A 20522-nucleotide genomic window follows, 5' to 3' on the forward strand; every position below is an offset into this window, starting at 1 on the left:
CGGCACATGCGCGCGGCCTCTGCGCCGTTGCCTTCCTTCACTCAATCCTCTAGTATCAAGGTAATCACCGCACTCCCTCCGCGGCAGAGCCTTCTTTCGCGGGATGCGGCATTCACTGCCGCGATCTGTAAAGCCTCTTTCGGAGCGATTGAGACATATCCAGATGATGCGCATTCTCGTTACCGGAGCAGCCGGTTTCCTCGGATCTCATCTTACCGACGCCCTGCTCGCGGAGGGACACTCCGTCCTCGGCGTCGACAATCTCTGCACCGGCTCGCTGGCCAATCTGAGCCATCTGAAGCACGAATCGCGCTTCGAGTTTGCCGAGCACGATATCTGCACGCCCTTTGATTTCGGCCGTGTCGGCTACGTCTTCAACTTTGCCTCGCCGGCCAGCCCCGTCGATTACTCGCGGCTCGGGCCGGAGACTCTCGCAGTCGGCTCCGACGGCACGAAGAACGCGCTTGAAGTGGCGAAGAAGTACGGCGCGAAGTTTCTGCACGCCTCCACCTCGGAGTGCTATGGCGATCCCGATGTGCATCCGCAGACGGAAGACTACTGGGGCCACGTCAACCCGATCGGGCCGCGCTCGGTATACGACGAGGCCAAGCGCTTCTCCGAGGCGCTGATCATGGCCTACTACCGCTACTACGGCGTGGACACGCACCTGGTGCGCATCTTCAATACGTACGGGCCACGGTTACAGAAGAACGACGGCCGCGTGATCTCGAACTTCGTCATGCAGGCGCTGCGCGGCGAAGATCTGACCGTCTACGGCGACGGCGGACAGACGCGCAGCTTTTGCTATGTCTCCGATGAGGTTGCGGGCATCCTCGGCCTCTCGGGCACGGATGAGCATCTGCCGGTGAATGTGGGCAACCCGCATGAGTGGACGATCCTGGAATGCGCGAAGGCGGTGCTGAAGGTGACCGGCTCGGCGAGCCGCATCGTCTACCATCCGCTGCCGGAGGACGATCCGATGCAGCGCCAGCCGGACATCACGAAGGCGAAGACTCTCTTTGGATGGGAGCCGAAGGTCGATCTCGAAACCGGTCTGCGGCTCAGCCTCGAATACTTCCGGAGCTGCCTCACCGAAGAGACCGCCGACCTGAAGATGGCGTAGTCCTTCCTCTGAAAACCGTTTAGCTCTTCACTTTCAGGCCTCGTCGATACCTCACGAGGCCTGATCTGCATACACGCTCTTTCAGGCGCGGATGCGGCGGCTGTTGAGAAACCTTCTGCCCGCCAGCAGAAACCCGGTGAAGCATGCCCACGGCGCAGCCGGTGATCAGATGCATCCAGGAGAGCAGCCGTCTTGCCCGCATGCCGCCTTTACACTTCCGCCCAGTGACGCAGCAGGTTGTGATAAATGCCCGTCAGCTTCACGGCGTTCGGCGAGCCCGGGGTCTCGGCGCTGATCCGCTGAATGACGGAGTCGAGATCGAAGAGCAGCGTGCGCGAGCTGTCGGCGCGCACCATGCTCTGTATCCAGAAGAAGGAGCAGGTGCGGGCTCCGCGCGTGACGGGACGGACATGGTGCAGGCTCGACGAGGGGTAGAGCACCATGTGGCCGGCGGGCAGCTTTGCGGAGTGGATGCCGTAAGTGTCCTCGATGACCAGCTCGCCGCCTTCGTATTCGTCCGGCTCGCAGAAGAAGAGCGTTGCCGAGAGATCGCTGCGCACGCGATGCGAAGTGCCCTTGAGATGGCGGATGGCGTTGTCCACATGGGTGCCGAAGGACTGGCCGCCGCTGTAGCGGTTGAAGAGCGGCGGGAAGACCTTCATCGGCAGCGCGGCGGAGACGAAGAGAGGGTTCTGGCCGAGCACCTGCAGAATCTGCTCGCCCAGCTCCACCGCGACGGGATGGCCCTCGGGGATCTGAGCGTTGTTCTTGGCCATCGCGGACTGATGTCCGGCGGTGACGCGGCCATCCACCCATTCGGCAGATTCGAGCTTCTGGCGCGCGGCGGTGATCTGCTCGCGCGTCAATACATCAGGGATCGTTAAGAGCATCGTTGTTCCTTAAACACGGCTATGCGAAGCGTTGTCCGTGGAGTGTTTTATATGCTGACTGGAGAAAGGCCCGGGGCTAAAAGCCCCGATTCTTCTCCCGTGGTATTCACCGGGCTAAAGCCCGGGGCTTCTACCGATTCAAGCGACCTGAAACACATTTGTCTGACTGCGCGAAGCGCGTATCGCCGGACGCGCAGTTCCTAGAATTTGAATTTCAGGCCGAAGTCGGCCGAGGCTCCCGCGCCGGGAACCACGTGGGCCGGGTGCAGCTGATCAAGATAGAAGCGGTCGGTCAGGTTGTTGACGTTGGCCTGCAGCGCGATGCGGTCGTTGATGTCGTACTTCGCCATCGCATTGAAGGTCCAGTACTGCGGCGCCGTTTCAAGCGAAGAGAGCGAAGTCAGCGTGGTGCTGTTGGCGTCGCGTTTGCCCACGAAGTTGCCGCCCGCGCCGACCTCGAATCCGCGCGGCAGACGGTACTCGGTCCACAGATTGAACATATTTTCCGGCACGTTCTGCAATGGCAGACCGATGGCCGCGGGATAGTTCTTGAGCGTGACCGGCGAGTTCAGCGTCTCGCTGTGCAGGAAGGTGTAGCTGGTCAGCAGCTCCCAGCGGTCGGTGACGTGGCCCTGGATCACGCCCTCGGCTCCATCCACGCGCTGGCTGCCGGCAAGCACGTCGATGGACGAGTCGGTCGGACTGGGCTCGAGTACGTTCTGGCGGTTGGTGCGGAAGAGCGCGCCGCGCACGGTGACCTTGCCGTTGTTCACGTCCCACTTGCTGCCCAGCTCGTAGGTTTCGTTCTGTTCCGGAGGCACGGCAAAGGTCGCGGCGGTGAGCGAGAGCGACTCGGCGGAGGGATCGAAGGAGGTGCCGTAATCGAAGTAGACGCTGCCGTTCGGCTTCGGCTTGTAGACCAGCGCCGCGCGCCAGGTGCCCTTGTTCAGATCCTGCTCAAAATTGTTATACGAGGGAGCGCCGACCGGCGCGCCGGTCTTCGGATAGACCCAGGTGATGGTATCCACGTTGGCGTCGAAGTGGTCGAGGCGGATGCCGCCGCTGAGCTGCCACTGCGGGCCGAAGTCGAAGGTGTCGAGCAGATAGGTTGCGGCGCTGAAGGCCGCGGTGTGGTTCTGCGTGTTGGGGTAGAGCGTTCCGGAAAAGGACTGATCCTCGTCGGGATGAAGCAGGCTGGCCGCCGGCACGGTGTTCAGCATGGTGACCGGATTGACGTAGCGCCCGCGCGTGGGATCGGAGCTTTCGCGTCCGCCCTCGGCGCCGATGACCGCGGTCTGGCGAATACCGAGCAGCTTGCCGGTATACGTGAAGTCGGCCTGGTCCCAGAGCTCGGCTTCATCGCTGATGCCCTGAAGCTGATTGCGGTTGACCATCACCTGATCGAGCGGCGTCTGCGGCGTGATGGTTCCGGAGCTCGCGTTGTTTACCTGCGGCTCGGTGATCTGCCATTTGCGCTCGTAGTGGGCATAGCGGGCGACGTTGCGCAGCAGGCCGTGGCCATCCACGTCGTGCTCAAGGCGAATGGTGCCGATGTCGACGTTGGTGCGCAGATAGTTGTCGTGCTTAAAGCCGTAATAGTTTTGGCGCGCAACGGGAGCGACATGTCCGAAGTACCAGGGAATGCCGTAGTCGGGGATATCGTCTTCCTGCTGATGCAGGGCGCTGGCGATCAGCCGCGTCGGCGTGTTGAGACCGACAGCAAAGGTGGGCGCGACGCCGTAGCGACGGTTGGTGGTCACGTCGCGCTGCGCCACATTCGAGTCGTTGCCCATGAAATTCAGACGGAAGGCTGCGCCGTCGGCGATGTGCGGCAGCGGCTCGTTGATATCTCCGGTAAAGCGGCGGGTGAGATCGGTGCCCAGCCCCGCGTCGAAGACCATGAAGGGCCGAAGCTGCGCGACCTTGCTCTCCTGATTGATGACGCCGCCGGTCGAACCGCGTCCGAACTCGACGCCGGCCGGCCCTTCGAGCACGTCGATCTGCTCGTAGTTGAAGGGATCGCGATAGTAGCTGCCGAAGTCGCGCACGCCGTCGAGGAAGATGTCGTCCTGCGCGGAGAAGCCGCGGATGGTGAGGTTGTCGCCCTGCAGCGCGCCCTCGCCGGCGGCGAGGCTGATGCCGGGCGAGTTGCGCAGCGCGTCGCGGAAGGTGCTGACGCCCTGGTCGGCCAGAATGTCTTTGGAGATGGTATTGACCGCCTGCGGCGTATCGAGCAGCGGGCCGGTGAACTTGCTGAGGGCGATGCTGTCTCCGGCAACCGCGTTCACCTGCACGGACTGCGTGCTGCGCAGGCCGATGGTGACGGAGCCGGAGTTGTCGATGGAGAAGTCGAGACCGGTGCCGGAGAGAAGCTGCTTCAGCGCCTGCTGCTCGGTGTAAAGGCCGGTGACGCCCTGCGAGCGGAAGCCGGGGACCGTCTCCTGGGGGAGGGTATAGGAGACGGTCACGCCGCACTCGTTGCCGAACTGCTTCAGCGCCTGATCGAGCGGTCCTGCCGCAATGTCGAAGCGCCGCACCGGAAGCTGCGCCTGGCTGCCTCCGCTTTTGCCGCTCTGCGGAGCGGTCTGGGCCAGCACCGCTTTGCCGCCACCGACGGCCGTCCAGGCCGCGATGGTGCCCATCGCCAGCCAGGCTCTGTGCCCGCTCAATCTGTTTCTGCGTGTCTTCTTCTGTACTGCGCGCTTCTCAGACTTTCTGCTCACGTCCCTCTCCCCGTACTGCGCTTACGGAGCCGGACGGAGGCGCACAGCCAGCCGCCCCGGCTCAAACCATGGGTTGAAAGCACTGAGGCGCGGCCCTATAGTGAAGGAAGCCCGCTGCCGTCAGGCCGTGGTCATCGGGTCCTCGCGCTTATCTCTGCCAGGAGTCTTCGCGGGGACCTGCCTGCAATTTCGCTGTAACCGAATCACGGTGATGCCGAATATGAACCGGCTGTCATCTTTCAAACTGAATATACGACAAGTTTAGTCCTCATTCAACTGCCTGCGCAGCTTTTCTCGCTCATTACAAAAAAATTGCGCTTTTTCTGCGCCTGGAGTGCCTGGCTGTCTTTCTTCTCTGCCGGGAGAGCGCCGATCAGGAAAACTTTGATTTTGTCTTGACAAGGAGTGAGATATGGAGTTTTATTTAACTCATTGGTTATTTAACCAGATGGTTTTTAACGATGGAAACCGATCCCCTCAGCACCACCTTTGCCGCACTGGCCGATCCCACCCGCCGCGCCATTCTGGCGCGTCTGGCGCTGGGCGAGGCCTCCGTCACCGAGCTGGCCGAGCCCTTCCGGATGAGCATGCCTGCGGTATCGAAGCATCTGCGCGTTCTGGAGCGGGCCGGGCTCATCTCCCGCAGCCGCGAGGCGCAGTGGAGGCCGCGGCGGCTTGAGGCTGCCCCGCTCCGCGAGGTGGCCGACTGGGTCGAGAGCTATCGCCGCCACTGGAGCGAGCGCCTCGACCGCCTTGACGATTACCTGTTCGAGCTGCAGAAGGAAATGGGCCTCGGGCAGAAACACAGTGAATCCCCTGCCTCCGGGCCGCAGAGTGCGGGCCCGGAGCGGGAACAGCCCCCGGCCGGAGACGTCCGGCCCCAAAAGGAGAAGAAGCATGCCCGCAGTCAGCGCAGCCAACCCCGCCGCCAGTCTTAGCATGGATCGCGAGATCGTTCTTACGCGCGTCTTTGACGCTCCGCGCAAACTTGTCTTCAGCGCCTGGACCAAACCGGAGCATCTGCTTCGCTGGTGGGGGCCGAGAGGCTTTACGAATACCGTTCACGAGATCGATATCCGCCCCGGCGGCGTGTGGCGCTTCATCATGCATGGCCCGGATGGCCGCGACTATGTGAACAAGATCGTCTTCGACGAGATTGTCGACCCGGAGCGCATTGTCTTCACCCACCCCGGCGATGAAGGCGAACCGGTGTCGCACGTGACGACGGTGACCTTCGAGGACGCAGAGCAGGGCGCGACGCGGCTGACCATGCGCATGGTCTTTCCGGATGCGGCCGTCCGCGCGCACGTGGTGCGGGAGTACAACGCGATCGAGGGCGGCAACCAGACACTCTCCCGCCTGGCGCAGGAGCTGGAGACGATGGCGCCGCACGAGTACGATCTGGTGCTGACCCGCACCTTCGACGCGCCGCGCGAGCTGGTCTTCGAGGCGTGGACCGAGCCGAAGCACATGGCGCAGTGGTGGGGGCCGGATGGCTTCAGCAATCCGCGCTGCGAGGTCGATGCCAGGCCCAACGGCGCTATGCAGATTACGATGCGGGGGCCGGACGGCATGGTCTATCCGATGACCGGGCTGTACCGCGAGCTGGTGCCGCACGAGCGCATCGTCTTCACCACGGCTCCGCTCGACGCCGAGGGCAGACCGATCTTCGAGGTGCTCCACACCGTGACGCTGGCCGATGCGGGCGGCAAAACGGAGCTGACCCTCAGGGCGCGCGTGCTCAGCAGAACGGCGGAGGCTCCGCAGTATCTGAAGGGCATGGCGGCCGGCTGGAGCCAGAGCCTGGGACGCCTGGACGCGCATCTTTCTGCGCAGCGCGCCTGATCCTGCGGTAAGCTGGCGGGCGAGGCGGACGGAGAACCCTCCGGTCTGCCTCGCTCTTCGGGCATTCTCATCTGCTGAAAGGGACCTGCATGAAAATTGCCGCGCTCATTGCACGCATTCTGGTTGGCCTGATCTTTCTGATCTTCGGCCTGAACGGCTTTCTGAATTTCATTCCGTCTCCGCCGATGCCCGGCGGCATGGTCAGCGACTTTCTGCATGCCTTCATGCAGTCGCATTACGCGATGGTGGTTTCGGCCTTCCAGATTGCCGGCGGCGCGCTTCTGCTGGTGAACCGCTATGTGCCGCTCGGCATAGCGCTGCTGGCCCCTATTGTGGTGAATATTCTGAGCTTTCATCTGCTGCTGTATCGCCCGGGCATCTCCGTCGCTCTGGTGACGTCCGCGCTCTGGCTGATTCTGGCCATTCATTACCGGCAGTATTTTGCCTGCCTCTTCGTGCAGAAAACCCCGTAGTCCGAAAATAAACGCAGGCATCCGGTCCTTTCTCCGCCGCGGCGCGTCTGTGCCGGCATTACAGCATCGGCACTATACGTCCGGCGGAAATGAAGACAGAAACAGGCGACGGAGAGACGGCGCATTCTCTATACTTCCCTTCGCAGATACTTTCCTTCACGGATACTTTCCTTCGCGACACTGGGAGAACTATGCAGCGGCGCTCCGGATTACTGCTTTGTCTCGCTCTGCCTTCTGTCCTGTTCGCGGCGTCCGCAGCGGCCTTCGCGCAGAGCCCGGCGATTCCGACGATCCGCACCGGCACACAGATTGTGGTGGTGGATGTCTCCGTCTCCGATGGGCACGGTGTGCCCGTCCACGGCCTGAAGCAGGCGGATTTTTCCGTTCTTGAAAACGGCAGGCAGCAGACGATCCGTAACTTCGACGAGCATGCCGCGCCGGCCGAGGCCGCGCCCGGCCAGCCGGCGGCGATACCGCCGCTTCCGCCCCATGTGTACACGAACTTCACGCCCGTGCCGGAGGATGCGCCGCTCAACGTTCTGCTGGTCGACACCCTGAATACGCCCGCGGACAGGCAGGCCCATGTACGGCAGCAGCTCCTGAGCTTTTTCGCGGGCATGCGGCCGGGCTCTCGCCTGGCCATCTTTCGTCTCACCACCCGCCTCAGCCTGGTGCAGGGATTTACCACCGATCCGCTGCTGCTGCGGGCTGCGATGAGCGGCATGAACGCGGCTACGCCGTCGCCCATCCTGGCCGACCCGATCGGCTCGATGAGCGGCCTGGCCGACGATCTGGCCCAGATGCCTGTGTCGCCCTCCGCCAGCTCGCAGGCCATTGCCGGAGCGCGCGAGATAGACGCCCGGCAGACAAATCGCCAGGATCAGCTTCGCGTTATGTACACGCTGGGCGCGCTGAACCAGATGGCGCATTATCTTTCCGGGATGCCAGGACGCAAAAATCTGATCTGGCTCTCGGGCTCGCTTCCGCTGAACGATCTTACCCACACCGGTCCGCTGCAGAGCAGCTTTCGCGAGACGATGAATCTGCTGGCCCGCGCCCAGGTGGCCGTCTATCCGGTGGATGCGGCGGGGCTCGCCAATACTCCGATCTCCGATCCCTCGGCGGGAAAATATGCCATCAACGGAGGCGTCGCGGTCGACAACGATCTCGATCAGTTCGCCACGCAGACCATCGACGCTCACACGACGATGCGGCAGATGGCCGCGGCGACCGGAGGGAAGGCATACCTCGACGGCAACGGCATTCCTCAGGCGATCGGCAGCATTCTGCAGAACGGATCGAGCTACTACACGCTGGTCTACAGCCCGGCCGATAAAAAGGAAGACGGCAGCTATCGCAAAATCGCGGTGCGCGTCGCCTCCGGCCACTACACGCTCACTTACCGCAACGGCTATTACGCCGATACCGCCGATGCGCAGCGGGATGCGGAGCGCTCGCTGCAGCATTCGCCCGCACCCGGCAATGCCGGGCACTTCGATGCCATGCGCGCCGCCATGCAGTGGGGCGCGCCGGCTCCGGGTGAGATTCTGTTCAAGGCGATCCTGGCGGCCAGTCCGGCGCTGAGCGATCAACCGGCAGCGGGAAATACCGTGCTGCCTGGGGCGAAGCCGCCGTGGCGTCTGGTGACCATCGCCTATGCCGCCAACCCCGGCGATATCACGATGCCGGAGGGACCGGACGGCGCGCGGCGGGTGGCGCTCGATTTTGTCGCTCTGGTGTACGACCGCGACGGACGGCTCATGACCGGGCAGTCGAATGCGGTGAATGTCTTCGCCAAACCGGAGGCGGTGCAGCAGTTTCTGAAGGAGGGTATGCGCTACCAGCAGCAGATCGCGGTTCCGGCCAAAGGCGAGTATTCGCTGCGCGTCGGCATTCACGACCGGATCGGCGACCGGGTGGGCGTGCTCGAGGTGCCTGCGTCCTCGATTACAGCCGAGGCGGCGCGATGAACGATAACCATTCGACGGCGCAGGCGTCTCACGAATTTGTGGCGATGAGCGATTCCCTTTCGCTCTGCGTCAGTATCCTTTAGGATTTTGTTTGGCGGAGTTTCGCCGGGAAAGTCTGTGCAGACCATGAAGCCGAATTCTGTTTTTGCCCTGTTGCTGCGCCGCCGGCGCCATGCTGATCTCCTTTGCGGAGAGGCCGGTTACGCACGCCGTGAAGGCGGTTTTACGCTGATGGAGCTGCTGATCGTGATCTCGATCATGCTGATCCTGATGCTGATCGCCATTCCCAATATGCTCAACCTGCGCAGCCAGGCGGACGAGACTTCAGCGATTCAGTCGCTGCGCGCCGTCTACCAGGCCGAGCTGCAGTACCAGACCAATTATCCCGCCAACGGCTTCGCCTGCTCGCTGCAGACCCTCGGCGGCGATTCGTCTTCGGGCGCTCCGAGCCCGCAGAAGGCCGAGCTGCTGCAGACCGACCTCACCGGCGGCCAGAAGTCGGGATACACCTTCAACCTGGTGAACTGCACCAAGACGACGGTCAACAACCAGGATATGTTCACCGGCTTCGAGGTCACCGCCGTGCCTCAGGCCGTCGGCAAGACGGGCCATCGCGGCTTCTGCATGGATATGGCCGGAGAGATCAAGTCGGACCCCTCGGGCGGAACCAACTGCACGGTTCCCATTCAGTAGATGCCGGAGCTTCCACAGAGACCGGAGCCGGCCGGACATTCCTTCTTCTCCTCTGCCGTCCGCACCGCTTTCACAGCGATGCGGGCGCAGCGGAAGGCGCTGTTCGCCGCGATATTGCTGCTGACTTCGGCCTTCCCTGCGTGGAGCCAGCAGCCGGCCGCCGCAGCTCTGGCCTCGCGCGTCGATCATCATTACAACTCGCTGCACTCACTCGAAGCACACTTTACGCAGACCTATGAAGGCATGGGCATGCACCGGCGGGAGTCGGGCGTGCTGCTGCTCAAAAAGGCAGGCGCGCTGCGGCTCTCAGGCAAGATGCGGTGGACATATTCGGAGCCTGCGGGAAAGCTCTTCGTGCTGGACGGCCACGACGGCTATTTCTATGCGCCGGGCAGCGCGGAGGCGCAGCGCATCCCGGCCAAAGACCTGGACGACCTGCACTCGCCGCTGCGCTTTCTGCTGGGCCATACGGAGCTCGAAAAAGAGCTGGGCCATCTGCTGATGACGTCCGGCGAGGACGGCACGTACGTGCTCTCGGGCGTTCCCAAAGGCATGGAGCAGCGCGTCTCCTCGCTCAGCCTTACGGTGACCGCCGACGGCACGATTCAGGCGATGAAGATCGAAGAGACCGACGGCGTGCTCAACACCTTCACCTTCGCCGATGAGCATCCGAATGTTCCGGTGACAGATTCCCAGTTCCTCTTCACGCCGCCGCCCGGAGTGCACGTGGTAACCGGCATGCAGCCGATGTAGAGAAACAGGGCGCAGAGCACAGGGCGCAGGGCGTGAATGCCTGCGCGATATTTGTGAGTTTTTGCGAATCAAAACCAAAGCAGAAGCTCCATCTCATCCAGATGACGCTTTTGATTTTCTGAGCCCTGTGCTCTGTGCCCTGAGTCCTGTTCTATGATGTTTTCCGTGAATCGACCGCTGTTTCTTCTGTCCGCAGTTCTCGCGCTCGCCTCTTTTTCCTCCGCACAACGCTCCGCACCCGAAGCCAGACCCGCTCTCTGGACGTTCGAATCGAGCGGCACCAGCGTGAACCTGCACGCCATTCGCGCCCTCAGCGGCGGACTGGCCTGGGTCAGCGGCGCCAACGGCACCATTCTGCACACCGAGGATGACGGCAAGACGTGGCAGGCCTGCCCGGCGCCCTCCGACGGGCAGGGTCTCGACTTCCGCGCCATTCAGGCCTTCGACGGCACGACCATCCTGGCCATGTCGAGCGGCAAGGGAAATCTCTCGCGCCTTTATAAATCCGTGGACGGCTGCGCACACTGGCGTCTGCTGTACGTCAACCCGGCCAGCGGCGGCTACTGGGACGTGATGCGCTTCATCGACAACGAGTACGGATATCTGGTGGGCGATCCGGTCGGAGGCCAGTTTGTGCTGCTCGACACGAAAGACGGCGGCGAGTCATGGACGCTCGAAGCCGAGACGGAGCTGATCTCGCGCCAGGGCGTGATTCCGGCCAGCAATTCGGCTCTGGCCGCCGATCCGGACTGGGGCATTCGCTTCGGCACCAGCGGACCGGGCGAGGCCGATGTGCTGTCGACCACGCTGGCCGCTCAAACCAGAGTGCTCGGCACCTGGCGCCGCGTGCGTGTGCCCATCGCCGGAACGACTGCCTCCCAGGGCATCGCGTCGCTCGACTTTCGCGACGCCAGCCGCGGCGTTGCCGTCGGCGGCGACTTTGCGCATCCCGAAGTGCCGGCGCAGACGGCGGCCTGGACCGACGACGGCGGCCAGCACTGGACGGCGTCGAAGAATCCTCCGCACGGCTACCGCTCGGCGGTGCAGTGGAACGATGAGATCCAGGCATATATCGCGGTCGGACCGAACGGCGCCGATATCAGCTACGACGACGGGCGCAGCTGGACATCGATCGGCAGCGATAACTGGACGGCGCTCGGGCTGCCCTGGGTGGTGGGTCCCGGCGGGCGCATTGCGAAGATCGATCTGGATCAGCTGAGGAAAAAGAAGAGGTGAGGGCAGGGCGCAGAGTACAGGGCGCAGGGCACAGAGAACAGTGCTCAGTCTTCAGTCCACAGTGCCTGGAACCGGAGACGGGAGAGAGTACTCGAGACTGGAGAGCTGGGAGCTGGGGGACTGATCACTGAAGACTGAGAACTGGCAACTTCTCCTTCGCGATATGCTTTTCGCATGAAGTCCTGCCTTTTGCCGATCGTCTCCGCACTCGCGCTGCTCTCCGGACCATGCCTTCTCACTGCGCAGCAGGCGGCTGCTCCTGCGTCGGCGTCTCCCTGGGATGCGCAGCAAAGCTGGACCACGGCCGATCTGCGCGGGGTGGACGCGGTGGGCGGCGGAGTGGCATGGGCGAGCGGGACGAACGGCACCGTGCTGCGGACGGAGGATGCCGGGTACATGTGGCAGGCCTGCGCCGTGCCTCCCGGCGCAGAGAAGCTGGACTTCCGCGGGATCAAAGCGTGGGACGGGAACACGGCGGTCGTGATGTCGAGCGGCCCCGGCGGCCAGTCGCGGCTCTATAAGACGACCGATGGCTGCTCGCACTGGACGCTGCTCTTTACGAATCCGGAAAAAGACGGGTTTTACGACGCGCTGCTGTTCGTCGATCGGGAGCATGGGATCGTGCTTGGCGACCCGGCGCATGGGAGCCCGGGGATCAATCCGGTCGAAGGCGGCTATTTCACCTTCCGGATTCGGGTGACGGCGGACGGAGGCAAAATCTGGGCTCCGGTGGTCGATCCCGAGTCCGGAGAGCCGGGAAAGAACCTGCAGCCGCTGGATAAGGAAGCCTTTTTCGCCGCCAGCAACAGCTCGATGGCTGCGCAGGATGGATGGCTGTGGCTCGGCACCAGCCATGACCGGGTGCTGCGCCGGAAGTACGAGCCATGGATTGTGCCCGCCGGGCTCTGCGGCGGCGCGATCGATCCGTTTTCTCACTCCTGCGGCATTCCCTGGACGGACTGGCAGAGCGCGGAGGTGCCGCTGGCGAGCGGGAATGCGACCTCCGGCCTCTTTTCTATTGCCTTTCGCGACGCGCAGCACGGCATAGCGGCAGGCGGCGACTACCAGAAGCCGGATGAAACGGCCGGAACCGCCGCCTGGACCGCCGACGGCGGCGCGCACTGGACGGCCGCAGTCAAACCTCCGCACGGTTACCGCTCGTCGGTCGCCTGGGATGCGGAGGCCAGAGCCTGGATCGCGGCGGGACCGAACGGCTCAGATATCAGCCATGACGACGGCAGGACCTGGCAGCCGCTCGACTCGACTCCGGAGGGGGGCGGCTGGAATGCGATCAGCCTGCCGTGGATCGTCGGACCGCATGGCCGCATCGCCCGCCTCGACCCGGAGACGCTGAAGCACCCGTAAGCTCTCCGGCCGCGAAAGCCTTTCGCCCGGCAGAGGCTGAAAGGCTTCGTCCGGAGTAGACCGGGATCGTTCAGGCAGCGGGAGCTGGCTCGGCATGGCGGGCGCATCTCCTGCAGATGCATCACTTCGGGACAGCCTTCCCCAATCGGTACTTCCCTCTTTCCGGCCCGAGCGAATTCCCCTCCCCCTGCGTCCTGTACATGGCGCGAACTGGTACCCTTGAAAAAGGGACGCATTTCTTTGCCGGAGCCGGATTTCCGGCCGGCGGGTTTGTTCGGGCTCCCGGCGAGCATGTCCGGCGGGGTGAAGGATCATGGCGGAATTTGTCATCAGGCTGGCGGATGAGCGGGGCCACGTGCGGGAGCAGGTACAGTCCGCCTCCTCGGCCGAGGAGGTGCGCCAGCGCTTCTCCCAGGCCGGTTACCATGTCTACTCCGTCAAGCCGCGCGGCCTGACCGGCGGCAGCCGCAAGACGAAGCTCGAGACCTTCCTCATCTTCAACCAGCAGTTTCTGACCCTCGTCCGCGCCGGCCTGCCCATTCTGGGCTCGCTCGAAATGCTGGCGAAGAGCCAGAAGAACCCCGGCTTTGCCGGCCAGCTGCAGAATGTCGCCGCCCGCGTCCGCACCGGCGAGTCGATCTCTTCGGCCTTCGACGCCCAGGGCGGATTTCCGCTGATGTACACCACCACGCTGCTGGCCGGGGAGCGCAGCGGCAACCTCGAAGAGGTGCTGGGCCGCTATCTGGCCTTTCAGCGCATGACGCTGACCTTCCGCAAGAAGCTGACCGCGTCGCTGATCTATCCGGCGCTGCTGATCACCCTGGTCTTCGGGCTCTTCATCTTTCTGATCACCTTCGTGGTGCCGCAGTTCGCCAAGCTCTACGACCAGGTCGACGCCAAGCTGCCTTCGATCACGCTGGCGCTGCTGGCGCTCGGCAAAGGCACGCAGCATTACATCGTTTACATCATTCCGGCGCTGGCCCTTGTGATCTACGGCATCTGGCGCTGGAGCCATACGGAGTCCGGGGCCGACCGCATCGACGGCGTGCGCATCAGCCTGCCGGTGCTGGGCAAAATCTGGCTGAAGTATCAGGTGGCGCTCTTTGCGCGCACGCTCTCGACGCTGCTGACCGGCGGTATTCCGCTGGTGCCGTCGCTCGAGACGGCGGCGCGCTCGATCGCCAGCAAGCGCATCAGCAAGGCCGTCTTCGGAGCGGTGACCAGCGTGCGCGAAGGCAAGGGGCTGGCGAAGAGCCTCGAATCGACGAAGGTCTTCCCCGAGCTTTCCGTCGAGATGATCGAGGTGGGCGAGTCGACCGGAGCGCTGCCGCAGATGCTTAACTCCGTCGCCGAGTTCTTCGAGGAGGATGTACAGACGGCCCTGAGCGCGGCGATGGCCCTGATCGAGCCGGCCATTCTGATCGTGATGGGCGTGGTCGTCGTCATTATTCTTATCGCTCTCTATCTGCCCATCGTTTCGCTGGCCAACGCCAGCAGCCTGGGGAGATAGCGCGCCTCGGGCAGGGATTTTCCGGCAGCGGCCGGTCACCGGGTTGGTTTTTCGCTTTCGTTTTTTGCTTTACCGTTTTTTTGCTTTACGGTTTTTTGCTTTACAAGGATTCACAGATGGCACAGGCGCCCATACTTACGCTTCCCACCGAACAGGACGAGACGGCTCTCGCGCAGACGCTGGCGAAGCGGTACCGCTGCGAGTTCGTCGATCTGAAGAACTTCCGCATTCAGCACGATGTGCTGCGCAGCGTGCCGGTGGACATGATGTTCCGCTACAACTTCGTGCCGCTGGAGCAGCAGGGCGACCGGCTGCTGATCGCGGTCAGCGACCCGAGCCGGCTGATGGTGCTCGACGAGATTTCGAGCCTGCTCGGCCAGCGCATTGCGACGCGCGTGGCCACGCTCTCGCAGATCACCGATCTGCTGAAGAAGACCGAGCAGTCGCAGCGCGTGCTCGATGAGGCCTCCGAGGGCATGACCTTCGATGTGCTCTCCTCCGAGGACAGCTCCGACGAGACGATCTCGATCGAGAAGCTGACCTCGGAAGAGGACATCAGCCCGATCATCCGCCTGGTCGACACGACGATCTTCACCGCGCTCGAGCGCCGCGCCTCCGACGTGCACGTCGAGACCTTCGACGACTCGGTGCTGGTCAAGTACCGCATCGACGGCGTGCTGCAGGCGGCGATGGCGCCGATCGCCCGCGAGCACCACTCGACCATCCTGTCGCGCATCAAGATCATGAGCGAGCTCGACATCGCCGAGCGCCGCGTGCCCCAGGACGGCCGCTTCCGGGTGCGCTACAAGGGCCGCCTGATCGACTTCCGCGTCTCGATCATGCCGACGGTGCATGGCGAAAACGCCGTGCTCCGCGTGCTCGACAAGGAGTCGATGAGCGAGAAGTTCCGCAAGCTCACCCTCGACGTGGTGGGCTTCGCCGAGGAGGATCTGAAGCGCTTCCGCCGCTACATTCGCGAGCCGTACGGCATGGTGCTGGTCACCGGTCCGACCGGCTCCGGCAAGACGACGACGCTCTACGCCGCGCTCAACGAGATCAAGAGCGAGGAAGACAAGATCATCACCATCGAAGACCCGGTCGAGTATCAGATCCGCGGCATCACGCAGATTCCGGTGAACGAAAAGAAGGGGCTGACCTTCGCCCGCGGTCTGCGCTCGATTCTGCGCCATGACCCGGACAAGATCCTGGTCGGCGAGATCCGCGACCAGGAGACGGCGCAGATCGCGATCAATTCCGCGCTCACCGGCCACCTCGTCTTCACCACCGTGCACGCCAACAACGTGGTCGACGTGCTGGGCCGCTTCCTGAACATGGGCGTCGAGGCCTACAACTTCGTCTCCGCGCTCAACTGCATTCTCGCCCAGCGGCTGGTGCGCACCATCTGCGATTACTGCGCGCATGAGGTGGAGTACGACGAGGAGACGCTGGCGTCGAGCGGGCTCGATCCGGCGGAGTGGCGCGGCTTCCGCTTTCGCGAGGGCGCCGGCTGCATCGAGTGCGGCGGCACCGGCTACCGCGGCCGTACCGCCATTCACGAATTGCTGGACCTGACCGATCCGATTCGTGAAATCATTCTGGAAAAGAAGCCCAGCTCCGAGGTCCGCCGTCTGGCGCAGCAGGAAGGCATGCAGTTCCTGCGCGAATCGGCGCTGGACCGCGTGCGCCGCGGGCTGACGACTCTTAAAGAGATCAACAAGGTGACCTTCATCGAGGCATTCCGATAGTGGCGATCGACTTCAACCCGTTTCGACCCAACCCGCAGCTGCGGCCGCATCTGGCCTGCGAGATCGCGCCCGAAGGCGTGGTGGTCGCGCGCGGCGCGCCGAGTATTCCGGAGGCGTTCTCGTTTGCGCCGCTCGAGCGCGGCACGGTGCAGCCTGGCTGGAAGTCTGCCAACCTGACCGACCCGGCCGCGGTCTCCTCGGCGCTGGAGCGGGCGCTTGCCGATGCCGGAGCGCGGGAGCGGAACCTGACCATCGTCGTGCCCGACGCGGCGGTGCGCGTGCTGCTGCTCGACTTCGACACGCTGCCGGCCAAAGCGCAGGAGGCGCTTCCGATCCTCCGCTTCCGCCTGCGCAAGCTGCTGCCCTTTGAGGCCGAGCAGGCAGCGATCAGTTATCAGATCATGGCCCGCACCGAGGAGCAGCTTCGCGTGATGGTCGTCGCCATGCCCGCGCCGATCCTCGCCGAGTACGAGTCCGTGGTGCGCGCCGCGCGCTTCGAGCCCGGCGTCGTGCTCTCAAGCACGCTGGCCTCGCTGGCCGCGCTGCCCGCCGACGAGGAAGCGTGCCTGGTGCTGCACTGCAACGGCCTCTTCGTCACCACTGCCATCACCCGCGGCAACGAGCTGCTGCTGCACCGCATGCAGGAGCTGCCCGCCGACGAGAGCGCCTTCCGCGAAATGGCGGAGATCGTCTCGGTGGCCATCGCCTACTTCGAGGACACGCTGCATACGCCGCCCACGACCGTTTATTACTCCGGCCCCGGAGGAGCGGCGGAGTTTGCCCGCGCCTTCGGCAGCATCTTCGAGGAGCGCATGCCGCGCATCCGCGACCTCGCTCCCGCGCCGTCGACCGGCGTAACCGGAGCCCTGCCCAAAGGAATCGTTGCCGGCGTGACAGGAGCGCTTGCCAGCTGATGCGTATCGCCGTCAATCTCGCCACCCGTCCCTACATCGAGCTGCGGCCCGTCTACAGCCGTCTGCGCCTCTGGATGCTCATCCTGGCGCTCTTCGGCGGGGCGCTGTGGTTTCTGCTGCACAGCGAGCAGAGCCAGGCGCGCGAGGCCACGGCCCGCGTGGAGGCCGTTCACAGCCACGTGCAGCATCTGGAGCAGCAGGAGCAGAGCTACCAGGCGCTGATGCGCCAGCCGCAGAATGCCTCCATCCTGACCCAGGCCAACTTCCTCAACGATCTCTTCCGCCACAAGGCCTTTTCGTGGACGGCGACGATGACCGATCTGGAGACCGTGCTCCCGGCCGGCGTGCAGGTGCAGAGCATCGAGCCGATCGTCGCGCCCAACGGCCACGTCACTATCCGCATGCGCGTCAGCGGCGGACGCGACCGCGCCGTCGATCTGGTGCGCAACCTCGAAAAGTCGAAGCACTTCGCCTCGCCTCGTCTGGCGGCGGAATCGATGACCGCCGCACAGGGAATCCAGAACGCCGTACAGAACATCAGCGCGAACAGCGATGTCAGCTTTGACATCCTCGCCGACTACCGCCCGCTGCCGATCACCGGCGATGAAGACGCGGATCAGAAAGACCAGACGGCGCCGCAGGATGCGCCGGCACAAACGGAGAAGAAGTCCGGGCTGTCGCTCACGCCGGCGCCCGCTCCTGCCGGGCCTTCCGGAAGCCGCCCGGCAAACCGGCCGGGCACGGCAGCCAGGAGGCATCCATGAACCGCCTGCGCTCGCTGCTGACGCTGCTCAATCTGCATATTGCCGGCCTCGCCGTGATTCTGCTGCTCGATATCATCGTCGGCGTGAAGTTCGTCTTCGCGTGGAACGCCATCCGCTCCGACCAGTCCGAGGCCTTCGTGCAGGAGCAGCTTCACTACGGTCAGCTGCAGGCGCAGATGTCGCATATTCAGGGCCTGCCGCAGAAGGTGGACCTGTCCCGCCGCGACGCGGACCGCTTCTATGAGCGCCGCATCGCCCCCAACTACTCGACGGTGGTCGAGGAGCTGGGCACGCTGGCGGTGAAGGATCAGGTGCGCCTCTCGCACGCGGAGTACACGCCCACCCCGGCCATCGACGCTCTCACCGAGGTGCGCATCGACGCCGCCCTCAGCGGCCAGTACACGCAGCTGATGCACTTTATCAACGATCTGGAGCGCGACAAGAACCATGTCTTCTTTACCGTGAGCGGTCTCGCCTTCAGCGGACAGCAGGCCGGGCTGGTGAATCTGCGCCTGCGCGTCAATACCTGGCTGCGCTCGAACGCCACCGATCTGCCGCCTGCTCCGCTGAGCGACACCGCGACTGCGAAGACCACGACTTCGAAGACCGGGGCCGCGCAGACCGGAGCCGCCGTACAGCCGGTTGCAGACAAGGAGAGCCGCTGATGGCGCTGAAATCCGGCTTCGAGAACAAGAAAAAGGTCGCGATCCTGGGCGTGCTTCTGGCTGTGCTGGTGATTGTGGCCATCTACGAGGCAACTCAGTTCTTCGGCGGCAGCAGCCCTGCTCCTGCGGCCTCGGCACCGGCGGCGGCGCCTGCCGCTGCTCCCGCATCCGCTTCATCCGCTCCGGCGGCGGCTACGACGGCTGCAGAGCCTGGAGGCAATGCCCTGAAGGTGCCGGTGAGCCTTACCAGCCTCGATCCCACGCTGCATCCCGAGGTGATGGCGGGAGCGGAAGCGCTGGAGTATTCCGGCAACGGCCGCAACATCTTCTCGATGAACTCCGTCCCGGCAGTCATCGAGGCCGTGCGCGGCCCGGTGCGTCCGAATGGCAATGCAGCCCCGGCGGCCGTTGCGCAGATGGGACCGCCTCCGCCGCCGCCTATCGCGCTGCGCTTCTTCGGTTACGAGGCCGAAGGCGGACACCGCAAAGCATTTCTGATTCACGGAGACGATATCTTCATCGCCGCTGAGGGCGATGTGGTCGATCATCATTACCGCGTGCTGAAGATCAATCCGATGTCCATCGAGGTCACCGACCTGCTCTACAACAACACACAGACGCTTCCGCTTGTGCAGAGCTGAGGCGGTCCCCGAGCCGTTTTTATGCCGTTTGCCTCACAGTCCGATCATCGCGAAACGCACCCGGAGTCGGGCTTCGTCCTTCTGGCCGTGCTCTTTCTCGTCGCGCTGCTGATGATCGGTCTCACCATCGCGATTCCGCAGATCGCAAAGTCCATTCAGCGCGACCGGGAAGAAGAGCTGATCCACCGGGGCGAGCAGTACAAGCGCGCCATCCAGCTCTATTACAAGAAATTCGGCGCTTACCCCACGTCCGTCGATCAACTGGTGAACACCAACCAGATTCGTTTTCTGCGCAGGCGCTATACCGACCCCATCACCGGCAAGGACGACTGGAAGCTCGTGATGATGGGACAGGCGCATCTGCACCCTCTCGGCTTCTTCGGAAAGCCGCTGTCGATCGGCGGGGTGGGCGCAGCGGGCATCGGCGTGTCGAGCAGCAATATTTACGCCGTCGTTCCAGTCTCGACCGACGGCAGCACCTCTGGAAACGGCACGGGGGATGGCACGGGAAACGGTACGGATGGCAGCACCTCCGGTACGGGCAGCTCGGGCACGCAGTCCGGAACGAATGGAAGCGCCTTCGGGTCGGGAAGCTCGTTTGGATCGGGCTCTTCCTTCGGGTCCGGCTCTTCCTTCGGGTCCGGGAGTTCCTTCGGATCGGGTTCTTCGTTTGGGTCCGGCTCTTCGGGAAGCTCGTTCGGCTCCGGCTCGTCGAACAGTCCGTTCTCTTCCTCGACGGGCTCGTCGCCCGGCGGCTCCACGGGAACATCGGGGAGCGGCTTCGGCAGCAGCTCCGATTCGGGATCGGGATTTGGCGTGGGACCGTTTGTCGGCGTCGTCAGCCCCAGCACCAAAGCCTCGCTGATCGAGTACAAAAAGCAGAAGCACTATAACCAGTGGGAGTTTATCTACGATCCGGTCGAGGATCAGATGCGCGCCGCCGCCAGCCTGCTGGGCGGAGCCGGGAACATCAACAACTCAGCCGGCACCGGAACCGGCTTCGGCACAGGCTCGGGAACCACGCCCTTCGGCTCGTCGGGCAGCTCCAATGGCTTTGGCAACTCGAATGGATTCGGCAACGGCCCGAGCAATGTCGGAGGCTTATCAGGAAGCTCTTCTTCCGGCAGCGGCTCGTCCTCGGGAAATTCGGGAAGCTCGGGAAATTCCGGCACGTCGAATCCGCCCTCCAGCCAGAACTGACACCCAAAACTG

General features: G+C 63.8%; 18 protein-coding genes. 16 read left to right on the forward strand and 2 right to left on the reverse strand.

From position 1 onward, the window contains the following. Positions 1-166 precede the first annotated feature (166 nt). Complete coding sequence (locus tag D0Y96_RS17220) at positions 167-1123, forward strand: UDP-glucuronic acid decarboxylase family protein (protein WP_117302719.1); 957 nt, start codon at positions 167-169, stop codon at positions 1121-1123. A 209-nt stretch (positions 1124-1332) separates the two neighbouring features. On the opposite strand, the gene D0Y96_RS17225 is transcribed toward D0Y96_RS17220, so the two are convergent. Beyond that, positions 1333-2013 carry a Fe2+-dependent dioxygenase gene (locus D0Y96_RS17225; protein WP_117302380.1) on the reverse strand — a complete coding sequence of 227 codons (681 nt, stop codon included), beginning with the start codon at positions 2011-2013 and terminating at the stop codon, positions 1333-1335. 200 nt (positions 2014-2213) lie between these two features. Continuing rightward, positions 2214-4682 (reverse strand): TonB-dependent siderophore receptor, encoded by a 2469-nt coding sequence (locus D0Y96_RS17230; RefSeq protein ID WP_147325112.1) that lies wholly within the window; start codon positions 4680-4682, stop codon positions 2214-2216. Positions 4683-5197: 515 nt separating this feature from the next. On the opposite strand from D0Y96_RS17230, the gene D0Y96_RS17235 reads away from it, so the two are divergent. From D0Y96_RS17235 to D0Y96_RS17305, 15 genes are all read left to right on the forward strand, one after another. Continuing rightward, positions 5198-5674, forward strand: coding sequence for an ArsR/SmtB family transcription factor (locus D0Y96_RS17235; RefSeq protein ID WP_117302384.1), 477 nt, complete (start codon positions 5198-5200; stop codon positions 5672-5674). Beyond that, positions 5634-6581, forward strand: a complete 948-nt coding sequence (locus D0Y96_RS17240) for an SRPBCC domain-containing protein (protein ID WP_199480430.1) — start codon at positions 5634-5636, stop codon at positions 6579-6581. The genes D0Y96_RS17235 and D0Y96_RS17240 overlap by 41 nt, the downstream gene beginning before the upstream one ends. A gap of 89 nt (positions 6582-6670) precedes the next feature. Continuing rightward, a complete protein-coding gene (locus tag D0Y96_RS17245; RefSeq protein ID WP_117302387.1) occupies positions 6671-7054 on the forward strand; it encodes a DoxX family membrane protein in 384 nt (127 codons plus the stop codon). 191 nt (positions 7055-7245) lie between these two features. Continuing rightward, positions 7246-9024: a VWA domain-containing protein gene (locus D0Y96_RS17250; protein WP_158562458.1), complete on the forward strand. Its 1779-nt coding sequence runs from the start codon at positions 7246-7248 to the stop codon at positions 9022-9024. Positions 9025-9150: 126 nt separating this feature from the next. Then, positions 9151-9717 carry a type IV pilin protein gene (locus tag D0Y96_RS17255; RefSeq protein WP_117302721.1) on the forward strand — a complete coding sequence of 189 codons (567 nt, stop codon included), beginning with the start codon at positions 9151-9153 and terminating at the stop codon, positions 9715-9717. Then, positions 9718-10470 (forward strand): LolA family protein, encoded by a 753-nt coding sequence (locus D0Y96_RS17260; RefSeq protein WP_252263888.1) that lies wholly within the window; start codon positions 9718-9720, stop codon positions 10468-10470. A 165-nt stretch (positions 10471-10635) separates the two neighbouring features. Next, on the forward strand, positions 10636-11706 hold the full coding sequence (locus tag D0Y96_RS17265) for a beta propeller repeat protein (protein ID WP_147325113.1): 1071 nt from the start codon (positions 10636-10638) through the stop codon (positions 11704-11706). 174 nt (positions 11707-11880) lie between these two features. Further along, a complete protein-coding gene (locus D0Y96_RS17270; RefSeq protein ID WP_252263889.1) occupies positions 11881-13071 on the forward strand; it encodes a WD40/YVTN/BNR-like repeat-containing protein in 1191 nt (396 codons plus the stop codon). Between the two features lie 313 nt (positions 13072-13384). After that, positions 13385-14581, forward strand: a complete 1197-nt coding sequence (locus tag D0Y96_RS17275) for a type II secretion system F family protein (protein ID WP_117302393.1) — start codon at positions 13385-13387, stop codon at positions 14579-14581. Positions 14582-14697: 116 nt separating this feature from the next. Continuing rightward, the gene (locus tag D0Y96_RS17280) at positions 14698-16326 is read left to right on the forward strand and encodes a GspE/PulE family protein (protein ID WP_117302395.1); all 1629 of its coding nucleotides are present in this window, start codon (positions 14698-14700) and stop codon (positions 16324-16326) included. After that, the gene (locus tag D0Y96_RS17285) at positions 16326-17240 is read left to right on the forward strand and encodes a hypothetical protein (protein WP_350449109.1); all 915 of its coding nucleotides are present in this window, start codon (positions 16326-16328) and stop codon (positions 17238-17240) included. Before D0Y96_RS17280 ends, D0Y96_RS17285 begins: the two co-directional genes overlap by 1 nt. After that, positions 17240-18004: a PilN domain-containing protein gene (locus D0Y96_RS17290; RefSeq protein WP_117302397.1), complete on the forward strand. Its 765-nt coding sequence runs from the start codon at positions 17240-17242 to the stop codon at positions 18002-18004. Before D0Y96_RS17285 ends, D0Y96_RS17290 begins: the two co-directional genes overlap by 1 nt. Continuing rightward, on the forward strand, positions 18001-18669 hold the full coding sequence (locus D0Y96_RS17295) for a hypothetical protein (protein WP_117302399.1): 669 nt from the start codon (positions 18001-18003) through the stop codon (positions 18667-18669). The genes D0Y96_RS17290 and D0Y96_RS17295 overlap by 4 nt, the downstream gene beginning before the upstream one ends. After that, entirely contained in the window at positions 18669-19310 is a 642-nt protein-coding gene (locus tag D0Y96_RS17300; RefSeq protein WP_117302401.1) for a hypothetical protein, read from the forward strand. Before D0Y96_RS17295 ends, D0Y96_RS17300 begins: the two co-directional genes overlap by 1 nt. 21 nt (positions 19311-19331) lie before the next feature. Further along, positions 19332-20510: a hypothetical protein gene (locus D0Y96_RS17305; RefSeq protein ID WP_117302403.1), complete on the forward strand. Its 1179-nt coding sequence runs from the start codon at positions 19332-19334 to the stop codon at positions 20508-20510. Positions 20511-20522: the final 12 nt, after the last annotated feature.

The organism is Paracidobacterium acidisoli (assembly GCF_003428625.2).
GTDB classification, from domain to species: domain Bacteria; phylum Acidobacteriota; class Terriglobia; order Terriglobales; family Acidobacteriaceae; genus Paracidobacterium; species Paracidobacterium acidisoli.